This window comes from Mucilaginibacter oryzae, from assembly GCF_003148845.1.
GTDB classification, from domain to species: Bacteria; Bacteroidota; Bacteroidia; order Sphingobacteriales; family Sphingobacteriaceae; genus Mucilaginibacter; species Mucilaginibacter oryzae.
Window position 1 is genome coordinate 1092166 of sequence record NZ_QGHA01000001.1, and the last position, 14263, is coordinate 1106428.

Annotated in this window: 12 protein-coding genes; 2 read left to right on the forward strand and 10 right to left on the reverse strand. The window is 43.1% G+C overall.

Annotation, left to right across the window (positions count from 1 at the left end):
* Positions 1 to 177: 177 nt before the first annotated feature.
* The 7 genes from LX99_RS04840 to LX99_RS04870 all read right to left on the reverse strand — a co-directional run bounded on the left by LX99_RS04840 (position 178) and on the right by LX99_RS04870 (position 7368).
* On the reverse strand, positions 178 to 1596 hold the full coding sequence (locus LX99_RS04840) for a serine hydrolase domain-containing protein (protein ID WP_109606806.1): 1419 nt from the start codon (positions 1594 to 1596) through the stop codon (positions 178 to 180).
* Between the two features lie 9 nt (positions 1597 to 1605).
* Positions 1606 to 2145, reverse strand: coding sequence for an LptM family lipoprotein (locus LX99_RS04845; protein ID WP_109606807.1), 540 nt, complete (start codon positions 2143 to 2145; stop codon positions 1606 to 1608).
* A gap of 15 nt (positions 2146 to 2160) precedes the next feature.
* Positions 2161 to 3093, reverse strand: a complete 933-nt coding sequence (locus LX99_RS04850; protein ID WP_109606808.1) for an aspartate carbamoyltransferase catalytic subunit — start codon at positions 3091 to 3093, stop codon at positions 2161 to 2163.
* 79 nt (positions 3094 to 3172) lie between these two features.
* Positions 3173 to 3544 carry a four helix bundle protein gene (locus LX99_RS04855; protein ID WP_109606809.1) on the reverse strand — a complete coding sequence of 124 codons (372 nt, stop codon included), beginning with the start codon at positions 3542 to 3544 and terminating at the stop codon, positions 3173 to 3175.
* Between the two features lie 74 nt (positions 3545 to 3618).
* Positions 3619 to 4158, reverse strand: a complete 540-nt coding sequence (gene pyrR / locus LX99_RS04860) for a bifunctional pyr operon transcriptional regulator/uracil phosphoribosyltransferase PyrR (RefSeq protein WP_109606810.1) — start codon at positions 4156 to 4158, stop codon at positions 3619 to 3621.
* Between the two features lie 385 nt (positions 4159 to 4543).
* The gene (gene rpsA / locus LX99_RS04865) at positions 4544 to 6496 is read right to left on the reverse strand and encodes a 30S ribosomal protein S1 (RefSeq protein WP_109606811.1); all 1953 of its coding nucleotides are present in this window, start codon (positions 6494 to 6496) and stop codon (positions 4544 to 4546) included.
* 200 nt (positions 6497 to 6696) lie between these two features.
* A complete protein-coding gene (locus LX99_RS04870; protein WP_109606812.1) occupies positions 6697 to 7368 on the reverse strand; it encodes a hypothetical protein in 672 nt (223 codons plus the stop codon).
* Between the two features lie 395 nt (positions 7369 to 7763).
* On the opposite strand from LX99_RS04870, the gene LX99_RS04875 reads away from it, so the two are divergent.
* Both LX99_RS04875 and tyrS read left to right on the forward strand, forming a co-directional pair.
* Complete coding sequence (locus LX99_RS04875; protein WP_109606813.1) at positions 7764 to 8054, forward strand: DUF3892 domain-containing protein; 291 nt, start codon at positions 7764 to 7766, stop codon at positions 8052 to 8054.
* Positions 8055 to 8171: 117 nt separating this feature from the next.
* The gene (gene tyrS, locus LX99_RS04880) at positions 8172 to 9455 is read left to right on the forward strand and encodes a tyrosine--tRNA ligase (RefSeq protein ID WP_109606814.1); all 1284 of its coding nucleotides are present in this window, start codon (positions 8172 to 8174) and stop codon (positions 9453 to 9455) included.
* Positions 9456 to 9778: 323 nt separating this feature from the next.
* Here tyrS and LX99_RS04885 read toward each other — a convergent pair whose 3' ends face one another.
* The 3 genes from LX99_RS04885 to LX99_RS04895 are packed head-to-tail and all read right to left on the reverse strand — an operon-like array spanning position 9779 to position 14254.
* On the reverse strand, positions 9779 to 11335 hold the full coding sequence (locus LX99_RS04885) for an FG-GAP repeat domain-containing protein (protein ID WP_109606815.1): 1557 nt from the start codon (positions 11333 to 11335) through the stop codon (positions 9779 to 9781).
* A 14-nt stretch (positions 11336 to 11349) separates the two neighbouring features.
* Complete coding sequence (locus tag LX99_RS04890) at positions 11350 to 12915, reverse strand: FG-GAP repeat domain-containing protein (protein ID WP_109606816.1); 1566 nt, start codon at positions 12913 to 12915, stop codon at positions 11350 to 11352.
* Between the two features lie 16 nt (positions 12916 to 12931).
* Entirely contained in the window at positions 12932 to 14254 is a 1323-nt protein-coding gene (locus tag LX99_RS04895; RefSeq protein ID WP_109606817.1) for a vanadium-dependent haloperoxidase, read from the reverse strand.
* Positions 14255 to 14263 lie beyond the last annotated feature (9 nt).

Here is a 14263-nt window from a genome sequence, read left to right on the forward strand (position 1 = left end):
TTTAGATAAGATACGGGTATCGCGATTGAAGTAATTTATCAGGTAATGCGTTAAAGGATAGTTATGTTTTTTAAAAGCTCCAAATCAATCAAAAACCATAACCTCCATCCTGGGATGCAGAAAGCGCACTACATTGATGCTTTAGGCAGCAATTGATATTGAACAAATCCCCCGCCCCTACTGCAATTTCTTAATCAACCCCGTCCCTATCGCATCAGTACTCTCCGCCGAGTTTGATAATATTACCACAGCAAGTTTCTTCTCTGCGTTAAACGCCAGGAAACTGCTACTGCCATAAGTGCCGCCGTTATGGAAAATATAGTCCGCTCCATCTACCACAATAATATGCCAGCCAAGGCCAATCTTGGTATCCTTGCTGTAAGTAACTTCATGCGTTTGTGCTAAAGCTTTCCCGAGCCTGTCGGCACCGTTGTTCATGTTAGTCCTGGCATACACCAACAAATCATTTACGGTTGAACGCAGTGCCCCGCAGGCAGCGAGGGCGCTAAAATCCCAGGGTACGGTTGGGTCGCCGTATTGGCTGTATACTTTGGTAAAGGCGGTTTGCTGCAGGGCACTCAGGTGCTGTACTGTATTTTTCATGCCAAGCGGGGCGCAGATAATTTCCTGTACCATTTGGTCGAACGTTTTGCCGCTTACCTGTGATAGAACGGTACCTAACAGCCCTACGCCTAAATTGGAGTAAGCATATTGCTCGCCCGGCCTACTGTTCAGTTTACAGGTTTTGAGATAGGCGAATAACAGCTTCTTAGTATAGTTTTTGTAAGGATTTGCCGCTCCGGCCGAATCAAACTGCAAATTTTCAGGGATGCGTGCCAGGCCGGAGGTGTGGTTACTGAGTTGCAACAGGGTTATACCGTTGAGTGCCGGATTAGCTTTTACAGAATCGGGCAGGTATTTAGTTACAGGATCTGTTAGCTTCACCTTACCTTCGTTTGCATACCAGGACAGTAAGGTGGCCGTAAAGGTTTTGGTGACAGAGCCGATTTCGAATATGGTATTGGCCGTTGGTAATTGTTTGTTACCCCGGGCCGTTTCGCCGTAGTTATACGTGCTGATCTGCCCGTTTTTTAATATGCCGATACTTAAGCCAACGGTGTTGAGCTTTTGAATATAGGGTCCGGCAATTTCATCAACCTGTTTGTCCATATCGCTAAGCATTTTATTTGATGTTGGCACCTTGCCGGTTTTATCGGCGGTAACTTCTTTATACGGCTGAAAAAGGAACAGCTCAATCTTATTACCCGCGTCCAAACTCATCAGTAACTGCAGTGTAGCGGTTTGGAACACCAATTTATAGGTACTTACCTTGTTATTTACAAAACTGATCACACTTGAACCCTTGATATCGTTAAGCGGAAATAATTGCTGCTCCATCAAACTGCGAAACTGTCCGCCGCCAACCGAATGCCTGAAGTTGGTACCGGTAAGATTGTAAATAGAATCGGCTTGCTTAGCGTTAAAAAAGGTTTTCACCAATGCGAATACCGAATCGGTTTTAAACTGCTGATGGCTTTGGGCAAAGGTAATACCCGATTTAAACAGCAATAACGCTAAGCAAAGTTTCAACTTCATAAATTGAATTTAAAGATCTCTAAAATCCGCTGCGAAATAGTTACCGGCCAAAGGATCGGTCAGGTTTACAAACTTACGTTCATTATATATCCAAACCCTGCGGAAAATGATAACGCCGATAACAGCACCTAAAATATAATTATAGCCAATAAAACTAAACATGCCACCAAAAACATCCATTCCGTCCCTTATATTTTTACCTGTACAGATCAGCATAAGGGTACTTGTTGCTATTGATATTGCCAAACCATACAAAAAGCCGCCGTTAATGATGCAATAATCCCACATCCCCCGCTTACGGGCGTTTTCCCATTGCTTAACAAAGCGGATATTCTCTACATCCTGTGTAGTGAGCCCTTTGGCTTTTAAACGAGTCAGTTCTTCCCGGCTATATTGATAGCGGTAATGCCCCGAGATGAGAAAAATCGGGAAATAAATTAATGAAAGCAGGCCGCATCCTGCCAAAATAAACAGCAGGGCAACAACCGTTAGTAAAACAAACCACTTATAATTGACTTTCAGATATGATGTTAATTGACCGAATTGCATATCTGCTTGTCCGTTTTAAATAGTTGGAGTTTGTCCCGCTAACAGGTAAAGTACAGCCATACGTATGGCTACGCCGTTTTCAACCTGGTCGAGTATGATGGATTGCTTACTATCGGCCACATCGCTGGTAATCTCTACACCGCGGTTTATCGGGCCGGGATGCATTACGGTGATCTCTTTATCCAACGAATCCAATATGGTTTTATTGAGGCCGAAGAGCATGGTGTATTCTCTTAACGACGGGAAATATTTAATATCCTGGCGCTCCAGTTGAATACGGAGCATATTGGCTACATCGCACCAGTTAAGCGCTTTAATCAGGTTGTGCTCAACCTTAACACCTAATGAGCCAATATATTTAGGGATCAGTGTAGTAGGTCCGCAAACCATTACCTCAGCGCCCAGCTGTTTCAGGCAAAGGATATTGGATAGCGCGACACGCGAGTGCAGGATATCGCCTACAATCACCACTTTTTTACCGGCCACATCGCCATATTTTTCGCGGATGGAAAAAGCATCCAGCAAAGCCTGGGTAGGGTGCTCGTGCGCGCCGTCGCCGGCGTTTACAATATGGGCTTTTACGTGTTTTGACAGAAAGATCCCTGCGCCGACGTAAGGGTGGCGCATTACCACCATATCCACCTTCATGGCCAGGATGTTGTTTACGGTATCAATCAGCGTTTCGCCTTTGCTTACCGATGATGACGAAGCAGCGAAGTTTACAACATCAGCCGAAAGTCTCCTTTCGGCCAGTTCGAATGATAAACGGGTACGGGTTGAGTTTTCGAAAAAAATATTGGCGATAGTAACATCACGCAACGAGGGCACTTTTTTGATAGGCCTGTTTAAAACAGATTTAAAAGTATCGGCAGTTTCAAATATCAGTTCAATATCTGCGCGGTTCAAATCTTTAATACCTAATAAGTGTCGTGTGCTCAGTCCTGCCATGTTATTTTGATTTCGGATTTCGGATGTTCGATTTCGGATTTTTGTATTTCGGATTTCGGACGTTCGATTTCGGAATTATTTATTTTTTATTATTTAATTTTTGATTTTCTTTCGCCGTTTTACCTATTGCGGTAAAGATTGCCGTGAGCTCGTTAGCCTCTTTTTTCAAGCCAGGCAAAGTGGATGAATTAACTAAACCCGACTCCTCAATCAATTCTAACCAATAAATTGATTCATCAGCTTCTTCTTCTACTATCACTATTTTGTTTATAAAATCAGCCGTCGATTTTCCTCTACATGCTGATCGATAATTTGCACCTACAGAAGTTGAGCTTCTTAGTAATTGATGAGTTAAGATGTCAATTGAACGGAAACGAGGCAACTCTTCAACAAACCTAATAATATCTGTTGCGAATTTCTTAGTCCTCTTTTTTAATTCAACCTTATCCATTTCAAATAAAATTTCTTAAAATCAGTAAATTCAAAATCAAAATAATTCCGAAATCGAACATCCGAAATCCGAAATTACTCAGAAACAAGTACAATCTTGTCTTCGCCATCAGTATCTCTCCAACTTACTACCACTTTTTGTGATGCGATAGAATCTACTTCAATACCCACATAATCCGCAGCTACCGGAATGTGGCGCGAATACCTTCTATCTACCAAAGCTAAAAGCTCAACTTTTTCCGGGCGACCGAAGGCTTGTAACGCATCCATCGCAGCGCGGATGGTACGACCCGTCCACAGCACATCATCCATCATGATCACTTTTTTACCTTCAATAATAAAATCTATCCTGGTTTGATTAGGTACCAGCTGCGATTCGCGGCGGCGGAAATCATCGCGGTAAAAGGTAATGTCCAGATCGCCCTGTAGTATATTTTTTCCGGGTAATATAGCCCTTAGCTCTTCAGCAACACGCTTGGCCAGGTAAATGCCCCGGGGCTGGATGCCTATTAATACCGTATTTGAAAAATCGTTATGATTTTCAATTAACTGGCGACATAAACGTTGTATGGTAATTTGAAACTTTTGTCCGTCGAGCAGTGTCAGATTTTGCATCGTATGGGTGGATTTGGGCAAAAATAATAATTTGTTTTCAAAAGCCACCTCTAAATCTCCCCCGAAAGGGGAGACTTTTTAAACATGAACTATTATATACAAATCGCGCTCGTTTGCAACGAGTGCGTAACATGGGTTTGCGTTTGTAACGCAAGCCGCGCGATACAATCCAACTCGCGCTCGTTTGCAACGAGTGCGTAACATGGGTTTGCGTTTGTAACGCAAGCTGCGCGATACAACCGCGAAACCATTTTAAGCGCTCCTTACAAACGAGCGCAAGAATCAATCATTATAAACGAGCGCAAGAATCTCGCAAAATCAGATGGGCAAAAAAAAGCCCCCCGATGTTATCGGGGGGCTTATATAAAAGCGGTTAAGCTATTAATTATGCTTCTTCTTCAGAGCCGGTTTTACGTGCTTTGTTTTCGGCACCTTCCATTTGCTCTTTCAATTGTGCTAATACGCTCAAATCACCCAAAGTTGATTTTTCAACCGAATCTTTCACTTTTTTCACCGCGTTGGTAGCTGCTTTAGCTTCTTTTTTGCGGGCTTCAAACTCTTGTACACGAGCGTCGGCACGGGCTTCTTCCCAAATACGTGAGTGTGAAATAACGATACGTTTGTTCTCTTTGTTAAATTCGATGATTTTGAATTCAGCAGCTTCTTCAGCTTTTAAAGCTTTGCCGTCTTCTTTAACCAGGTGTTTGGTTGGCGCGAAGCCTTCAACACCATAAGGTAAAGCTACGATAGCACCTTTATCAGTTACTTTGATCACAGTACCTTCGTGAATCGAATCGATAGTGAAGATAGTTTCAAATGTATCCCAAGGGTTTTCTTCAAGCTGTTTGTGGCCTAAGCTCAGTTTGCGGTTCTCTACATCAAGTTCAAGTACAACCACGTTCAGTTTTTCACCAACTTTAGTGAATTCGTTAGGGTGGTTAACTTTTTTAGACCATGAAAGGTCAGAGATGTGGATCAAACCATCGATACCGTCTTCCAGTTCAACAAACACACCAAAGTTGGTCATGTTTTTAACTGTAGCTACGTGTTGTGTACCTACTGCATACCTTTCGGCAGCATTTTGCCAAGGATCAGGGGTTAATTGTTTAATACCTAACGACATTTTGCGCTCTTCGCGGTCTAATGTAAGTACCTGAGCTTCGATCTCGTCGCCAACTTTCAGGAATTCCTGAGGGTTGCGCAGGTTTTGCGACCATGACATTTCTGATACGTGGATCAAACCTTCAACACCAGGGATGATTTCAAGGAATGCGCCGTAATCAGCAACGGTAACAATTTTACCTTTAACTTTAGATCCAACCTGAATTTCTTCAGAAAGACTTTGCCAAGGATGCGGGGTTAATTGTTTCAAGCCCAGAGCGATACGTTTTTTCTCGTCATCAAAGTCAAGCACAACAACGTTGATTTTTTGATCCAATGCAAGAATTTCGCGTGGGTGCTCGATACGGCCCCATGAAATATCTGTAATGTGCAGTAAGCCGTCAACACCGCCAAGATCGATGAATACACCAAAGTCGGTAATGTTTTTAACGGTACCTTCCAATACCTGACCTTTTTCAAGGCGCGCAACAATTTCAGTTTTTTGGTTTTCCAGATCGTCTTCGATAAGCACTTTGTGCGATACCACAACGTTCTTGAATTCGTGGTTGATTTTAACAACTTTGAATTCCATAGTTTTACCTACATACACATCGTAATCCCTGATAGGTTTGATATCGATCTGTGAGCCAGGTAAGAAGGCTTCAACACCCATGATGTCAACAATTAAACCACCTTTGGTGCGGCTCTTCACAAAGCCGGTGATGATTTCATCGTTATCAAGGGCCGAATTAATGCGCTCCCATGATTTTTGAGTTTTTGCGCGTTTGCGTGAAAGCACTAACTGACCGTTAGCATCTTCCTGCGATTCAACAAAAACGTCAACTTTATCGCCGATCTTCAGATCAGGCGTGTCACGGAATTCTGATACTGATACTAAACCGTCTGATTTGAAACCTACGTTAAGTACAACATCTTTGTTATTAACGTTAACAACGGTACCGGTGATGATTTCGCCTTTGGTGATAGAGCTGAAAGTTCCATCATACAATTTTTCAAATTTCTCACGGTCGTCATCGCTGTAGTTACCAAATTTTTTATCGTCGGCATCCCAGTCGAAATCTTCGCTTGGTGTTAAGGCGATCTTTGATTTGATCTCTTCGATAGATATTGAATCAGCTTCTGATTCAACAGTTTCTTTTTCGCCAGACGCGTTCACTGTACCCAGCTCAGCTTCTTTCGCTTTTAATTCTTTTTCTGCTTCTTGTTTTTTTGCCATTAAATAATTTTTCTCCTTTTCCCAATTTGTTAATTGGGACTGCAAAGGTACGGATATATTTTATTGAAAAAAGAAATTTTTAATGTTAATTGCTTATTTTCAAGCCATTTTGATTACAAATGCGCACATTTTTTCCACAACCTGCTTATCGGGGCTGTAAAACAGCGCGTCGCAAACGAAGATAAAGCACAATCAACACTTCAAACAGCGGTTAATTTCCGGGCTATCTCATTAAAAATCAGCATAAAATCATTCAACATTTCCTCACGGTAGTTGCTTAATATCTCATCCATCATTACTTCCTGTTCGGGCGTGAATGGATTTTTCCAGATACGCATACAAATCCTTTTCAGCGCGTAGGCTACCTGGTGGGTTTCGGCGTAAGTATGCAGGTATTGGCTTTTCTTAAAACCATCGTAAAATTTAAAGAAAACGGCAGTATCTTCTAATCCGGCAAACTTTAAAAACGCGTTTATCTTCTCGTCGTGGCAGCCGCTTAAATGGTTGTAAAATTCGGCCACACTTATTTTGCCGGTCGTGAGCAGCAAATTATCTATAATTAACTCTAAAGCGATGTGGCCTAAAAAAAATGGTTTTACCGGCGACCCTTCGAGGGCGGGCAACAACATTTTTTTCAACGCATGTGAACGGGTGGTAAAGAAATCCGACGAGTGAAAATAACGGTCAACCTCAAGATGCTTGTTCCATCCGGCTATGATGGAATTGATCTCGTTATCAGCATGGTGCAATTTCTCGGGGTGGAGAATGATATTTTTATCGGCATTTTTCAGCAGGTCGGGCAGTACCGTTCCCAGCACGTGGTAACAGTTGGTGGTATCCCTGTCGAAATAAAAATGCGATAAAAAATTCATAAGCCTTGGTTTGCAAAATACCCGGTTTTGCTCAAGATACAAAATATAAGTAATTATTTGAAACTGGGTTTACCTATAGTTAACTGTCAATCAAAGTAATAAATGACATAACAAACTGACATTACGGCATAAAAACACATTGATCTTGTGGATTTAACTAACATTTAAGAAGAATTATTTAAAAGTCACAACACAACGTCAGGTTGTCACTTGAGATTGAAATGAGATTGTTTGGTGCAATTATTGAAAAAGCAACAGCGGTTTAGATTGAATGGATTATCACTCTTAACCGCCAATTGCTTTATATCAAAATTTCGCGATTCAAATATAGATCTTTCCGGCAAACTGTCAATAATCCGAGTTACCGAGCTTTTCGGGGACACAAATTTAGTAAAATGACAAAAGGTTACTTGGTTGTTGGAATCATATTAAAAGATGGTTCGAAACATGAGCACATTACCTATTTAGTTTGCTGGAATCCTTCTACCAAAGCAACTAATGCTGTTTCGGTGAATTATGTTATCTCGGATATCAAAAGTGGTTCCTACTATTTTACCCACTATAACAATACAACTGCAAATGTTGATGTTAGTAGTCGTAATGGAGTAGAGTATGTGAAAACAGATCCAGATGGATCGATTAATGATAACTTATTAAAGTTACCTGTTTATTCGTTAGCATCTTAAAAAAAGCCCCCCATCGGGGGCTTTCCATTCATAATATACAATTTCATAGCTTTTTCATATTTCAAGAAAACGACATATATTCTATTATATTTGCACCTTTTTGAAATACAACCCGATATGAACTTTGTTGAAGAATTACGCTGGCGCGGCATGTTGCATACCGAAATGCCCGGAACCGAGGATATGTTAAATAAAGGTATGGCTTCGGGGTATATCGGCTTTGATCCTACTGCCGATTCATTGCATGTTGGCCACCTTACCCAGATCATGACGCTGATCCATTTTCAACGCGCGGGCCATAAACCTTACGCATTGGTAGGCGGCGCTACCGGCATGGTGGGCGATCCGTCGGGCAAATCGGCCGAGCGTAATTTATTATCGGAGGATGTGTTGCAGCACAACCTCGAATCGGTAAAAAAACAACTTACCCGTTTCCTTGATTTTAACACCGGCGCCAACAGCGCCGAAATGGTAAACAACTACGATTGGTTTAAAGATTTCACCTTCCTCGATTTTATCCGCGATGTAGGCAAGCACATCACTGTAAACTACATGATGGCTAAAGATTCGGTTAAAAAACGCCTGGAAGGCGACACCGGTATGTCGTTCACCGAATTTACTTACCAGTTGGTACAGGGCTACGATTTTTACTACCTCTGGAAACACCATAACTGCTCGTTACAAATGGGTGGCAGCGACCAGTGGGGCAACATTGTTACAGGCACGGAGTTGATCCGCCGTAAGGATAGCGGCGAGGCTTTTGCCTTAACCACCAACCTGATTAAAAAAGCCGATGGCACCAAATTTGGCAAAACCGAAAGCGGCGCGGTTTGGCTGGATGCCGAGCGTACATCGCCATACCAGTTTTACCAGTTTTGGTTAAACACAACTGATGTTGATGCTAAATCATACATCCGCATTTTTACCCTGCTTGATCGTGAGGTTATTGAAGCGATGGAGGTTGAGCATGATGCAGCCCCGCATACCCGTGTTTTGCAAAAAGCATTGGCTAAGGATATTACCATTAGGGTACATGGCGAGGCCGAGTACGAGAAAGCCATCAAATCGTCGGAGTTTTTATTTGGTAATGTTGGTATTGAGTTTTTGAATGAACTAAGCGGGAACGAAGTACTCGATCTGTTTGCAGGTGTACCTAATTATACAGTTTCATTAAGCGAGCTTGAAGAAGGCATTAATGCTGCCGATCTTTTAGCAGCTAAATCAGCCGTATTCACCTCAAAGGGCGAAGCCAAAAAAATGATCCAGGGTGGTGGTGTTGCCATCAATAAAGTTAAGATAGCCACCGCAGACGATATTTATAATGCAGAGGCTTTAATTGGCGGCAAATTCATCGTAGTTCAAAAAGGTAAAAAGAACTACTTTTTGATTATAGCCGAATAAAAAATCATTGCCGCTGGCTTTAATAAAGGCCTTTAGCCAAAGTTCCCCGGGAGGAATTTGACTAAAGGCCTTTTTGCTTTTTACTAAACAGTGGGTTAGAGCCAGTAGCATTGCATAAGGAGGTTCGCGTTACAAACGCAAACCCACGTTAAGAACTCATTATAAATGAGCGCAAGTTTAGCATTGTATCAGGCGGTTTGCGTTAAAAACAGCACTCATTATAAATGAGTGCAAGGTAGCATTGCATAGGGAGGTTCGCGTTACAAACGCAAACCCATGTTAAGCGCTCATTATAAATGAGCGCAATAGTATGTTTATGTATTTTACCTGGTAATCGTTTTATTCTTCAAAACAATAATAGGTTCATACAAATCCCAATCGGGCTTATAGTCTTTTTGGTTCATTAAGCCTTGCGCGCCTACCGAAAAATTACCCAAAACAATATCCGTATCTCCATCGCCGTCAATATCGTTGACATCCATCGAAATCCATCTGCCTAACTTATTAACCGGTACCTCGTGTACTTTGAACTTGCCGGGGGCTACCTGCTCATGATAGGTAAAACCTTCAGTAGGGTGATATTTATAATCGGGGAAGAACGCTATCACCGCCAGGTCAAGGTCGCCGTCCTTATCAAAATCTGTGGCGATGGCTTTTGAGCAGCCATTGATATGGTAAAAATAAGTTTGTTTAAACTTCCAGTTTCCCTGATTGGTGAAAATATAAACCCCATGATAGGGTTTAAATACCGGCGAGTAATCATTATTATCGCCACAGGTGTACAAAATATCCGGCTTGCCGTCGTGGTTAAAATCAACCAGCTGAAAACTGCTCGAGCCGTACACCGGCGGAAAGCGCATGATGTTTTTAGTAATAAAGCCGCCCTTTTTATCATTCAGAAAAAGCCAGATCCCTTCATCAGCCTGGGCAAACATGCAAACTATGTCGGGCCATCCGTCCCCGTTGTAATCGCCCGTATATACTATTTCGGGGCCGGGTATGGCACGGATTATTTTCTTTTTAAACCGATGATCGGGCTGCTGTTCAATCAAAAACAGCCCTCCCCTTTCGCGCCCGAAACCGCAGGTTACATAGTCTATCAGCCCATCTTTGTTAAAATCGGCAACTGCGGTCTTCACCGGTCGCGGCAGGCTATCTTTTAAAAGTACCGTATCCTTTGAGCTCTTGCTTAGGTTAATATGCAATAACGATCCCTTTAATTCATCATTAGGCGGCAAGATGCCGATACAGGTAATTACCGCGCTGTTAGGTTCTGTTGCCGACTGATAAAAAGATGCGTCTGTTACGGGCGAATGAAAAGTTTTAATTAGCGTTGAGCTCAGGTCGCTGTTCCATCGGTAAAGTTTATTACCGGCGTCGCCGGTATAAAAATGTTTATCAATGGGGTTAAAAGCCACCATGGTGGTCATGGCTTCGCCATGTTTCCGGTCTACCTGTACCGGTCGGCTAACCGTAAATATCGCGGAATCGAGCACGGCATCAGGCTTTGGGATTTTAAGTTTTTTAGGCGATGCGTACCGGTAATAAACCAATATTTTAGTCCAATCGGCCAATGATAACGCCGCATCCGGCCCGGCTATGTATTGATCCATAAAAGGCCTCATCCCCAGCTTTTGGCCCATAGTCGGCAGGATATGTTTATCCCAGGTAGCGCTATCCAGTAATGAGGCATCGGGCGCTTCGTGGCATCGGCCGCAATAATTTACGGCCACCTTTTTAGCTCCGGCCAACAATTCTTCGTCCGTTGGTTCATGATCGCCGCAACCCGAAAAAATGGCACCCAAAGTGAAAATAAACCCAGCTATCCATAAACAGCAATCCCTTCTCTTTATCCCCTTCACCGCCAGTCCATTTGTCATTTAATGCAGTTTAGCTATTTTGTTGTATGATTTTCAAGCACAATAAGTGGTAGATGCTTATCCCAATCAGGTTTAAAACCATCCTGAAACATGAAGCCATCGGCATAATTACCTAAAACCAAATCAGGTTTTCCATCATTGTTCAGATCGGTTTTTTCCATGCACATCCAGTGCCCATACTGGCTTACCGGTATTGCATGAGGTTTAAAACTGAAAGGCTTATCCTGTTCAAAATAAATAAACTCCTCGGCCGGGGTGTTCTTCATATCGGCAAAAAAGGCTATCGTAGCGATGTCCAGGTCGCCATCGCCGTCAAAATCAGCAGCTATCGCCTTAGTGCATCCGTTTACAGGGTAAAACCAGCGCTGCTTAAAATTCCAATCGCCGGTATTGGTAAAAATGTATAAACCATGATAGGGTTTAAGGATCCGCGAATCGCGATAATTATAGCCACAGGTCAGGATCAGATCGGGTTTACCATCATGATCCATATCTGTTAACTGAAAGCTGCTGCAGCCATACACCGGCGGAAAATGAAGCAGATTCCGGGTTGTAAAACCGCCCTTCTGGTTGTTAAGTAGTAACCACAAACCTTCGTCGCCGCTTCCGGTCAGCAGCATCACATCCGGCCATCCGTCCTTATTAAAATCACCAACTTCGGTTTGTACCGATCCTGCTTTATCATAAATGGTTTGTTGCTGATAGGTATGATCTTTATTTTGTTTGAGCAGGTACACGCCGCCTTTAAATTTACCCTGTCCGCATACTACCACATCAGCCAGGCCGTCTTTATCAAAATCGGCAGTTGTGGTGTTTACAGGCCTTGGTAAATCCGAAGCGATGTAAGTTTGATCCTGGTTAACATGCGCGGCATCAAGGTTTACCTTTACAACCTTCCCGTTCGGAAAATCAATAGGCGCCATGCGGCCAATACAGGCAAAAAATCCTACATTATGCCCGGCACTATCAGTACCAAAACTAACTCCCACAGCGGCAGAAGGTAATTTGGCCAGCGAATCCATTTTCAGGTTACTATCCCAGGTGTTCAGCTTTTCGTCCACAGCGTCGGCACTGTAAAGGCGATGCGTGGCAGGGTTAGTGGCCACCATTGTGGTAAAAGCCTTATAGTTAACAGACTGAGGCTTTTTCAACGTAAAACCGGCCCAGTCGTTCACCAGCGCGACAGGCTTTTTGGCGGGTAACAAGGTATCGGGCGCTGCCTTTTTGTAATATTCAATAATGGTATTCCACTCGTTGATGGTTGCCCCGGTAGTATCAAGCGGATTATTTTTAAAATAAGAGTTACCGCCATAGGTTGAAATATGCAGCAAAGGGGCCATATTAACCAGCGTATGGTTTATCCATACATTTTTCGGCAAGGCATCAACAGGAACAAGCGCGTGGCAGCGGGTACATTTTAATTGCACCAGGGCTTTACCGTCAACCATTACGTTGCCGGTAAACTTATAAGGTTGATAGGCCGGTTTAGATTTGCAGCTATTGAATAAGGTTAAACCGGCTGTTATGGCAGAAAATAAAAAAAGGGATGATATGGTTAAAACGCCTTTTTTAAATCTCATATAGATAGTTGGGGTGTTAGTTTTTTAGTTTTAGCTTTTTCCAGATATATTCTCCTACCTGGCGGCCCTGTACCGCGCCCTGGTCTACGCTGTTTTTAAAATGGATACCGCCGTAAAACCTGCTGATAGATGTTTCGTCGGCAGCTTTTAAAAACGAATCAAAATGGCGCTGCATGCCTATGTACCGCAAATCGCTGGTATCCTGGTAAGCAAAGTTATCGCCAAAAAGGTGTGTAAGAACCACTGCTGATGCTCCGCTGATATCGCTATGCCCGCTCGGATATTCAGGGAAAGGCGGCGTTTGCAGCATAGGTAGCCAGTCGTGATCAATTTTATCATTAATGATGGTAACCGGCCTTATATAGTTGGTTTCGTATTTCACCTGCCAGCCGCAAATAAAGGCATCAAACAAAGCTATCGAAGTAAGAGCGTAGGCCTGGGCCGTTTTCAAGGCATCGGCATGGGTTTGCTTACAGGCTATGGCGGTAATCCCGATCCAGTGACCGCCCGGCGTAATTTTTTTGTTGGCAAACATCATGTGCCCTTTATGCTCTATCACAAAAGGGTTATCATCCCAAAACTTCGCGATGGTTTTCTGTTCGGCGGTAAGGTTTTTGCTCTGATTGTAAACTTCCTGTGTTTGTTTAAAGTACTGGCTGTTTTTATCTTCACTGAAAGCCGGCGGCGGCGGCAACGGGAACATGGTTGAAGTATCAACCGCGAAGGTGTGCATGGTGCCCCAGCAAAACTCAACACCATCCAGGTAATCGGGTGGGGTTGGGTGCCAGTTGCCGGGATTGTCATTTCCTAAAAACCTCGGCTTGCCGCGGGTTTGCGGGTAATTATCAACCGCGGCCCTTTTCAGCACATATTTCCCGATTTTTTCGCCAAAAGCCATAGAGCGGGCATAGGTCGAATCATCAAGGTTATCCTTGTACATAGCGTAAACCTTAGCCTCATATTTTTTTAACGAATCGATAGAAAAGGTAACCTTATGGGCCACGGTAAAAAATGCCGATGTAGCAGCCAGTGTGTAATTATATTTCAGCCCTTTTTGGGGCGCAGGCGGCGTACCAAAAGCTTTAAGCTGCGCGGTTATGGAATTGTATTCGGGATGCTCGTAACGTAGCGCCTCATAGGCTGCCAAGGTGGTATATCCGTAAATGCGGCTGGCAACCGGCGGCGTAAATACGTCGTAAATAATAACCTGAGTAAGCTCATCAACATTATTGTGTATCACGTCGGCATCCTTTAGCAACGTGATCTTTTTTGGCTTATCGCCACACCCCAATAAAAAGGCAAAACCGGCAAGGGCTATTAAAATCCTAAAACATTTCATTTATAACAG

Excerpts from the sequence above, each read along its gene's own strand:
- LX99_RS04870 (WP_109606812.1), bottom strand. The coding sequence starts at position 7,368 with ATGAATTTTTTATCGCATTTTTATTTCGACAGGGATACCACCAACTGT.
- LX99_RS04855 (WP_109606809.1), bottom strand. The coding sequence starts at position 3,544 with ATGGATAAGGTTGAATTAAAAAAGAGGACTAAGAAATTCGCAACAGAT.
- pyrR (WP_109606810.1), bottom strand. The coding sequence starts at position 4,158 with ATGCAAAATCTGACACTGCTCGACGGACAAAAGTTTCAAATTACCATA.
- LX99_RS04850 (WP_109606808.1), bottom strand. The coding sequence starts at position 3,093 with ATGGCAGGACTGAGCACACGACACTTATTAGGTATTAAAGATTTGAAC.
- LX99_RS04895 (WP_109606817.1), bottom strand. The coding sequence starts at position 14,254 with ATGAAATGTTTTAGGATTTTAATAGCCCTTGCCGGTTTTGCCTTTTTA.
- tyrS (WP_109606814.1), top strand. The coding sequence starts at position 8,172 with ATGAACTTTGTTGAAGAATTACGCTGGCGCGGCATGTTGCATACCGAA.
- LX99_RS04890 (WP_109606816.1), bottom strand. The coding sequence starts at position 12,915 with ATGAGATTTAAAAAAGGCGTTTTAACCATATCATCCCTTTTTTTATTT.
- LX99_RS04875 (WP_109606813.1), top strand. The coding sequence starts at position 7,764 with ATGACAAAAGGTTACTTGGTTGTTGGAATCATATTAAAAGATGGTTCG.
- rpsA (WP_109606811.1), bottom strand. The coding sequence starts at position 6,496 with ATGGCAAAAAAACAAGAAGCAGAAAAAGAATTAAAAGCGAAAGAAGCT.
- LX99_RS04845 (WP_109606807.1), bottom strand. The coding sequence starts at position 2,145 with ATGCAATTCGGTCAATTAACATCATATCTGAAAGTCAATTATAAGTGG.
- LX99_RS04885 (WP_109606815.1), bottom strand. The coding sequence starts at position 11,335 with ATGACAAATGGACTGGCGGTGAAGGGGATAAAGAGAAGGGATTGCTGT.
- LX99_RS04840 (WP_109606806.1), bottom strand. The coding sequence starts at position 1,596 with ATGAAGTTGAAACTTTGCTTAGCGTTATTGCTGTTTAAATCGGGTATT.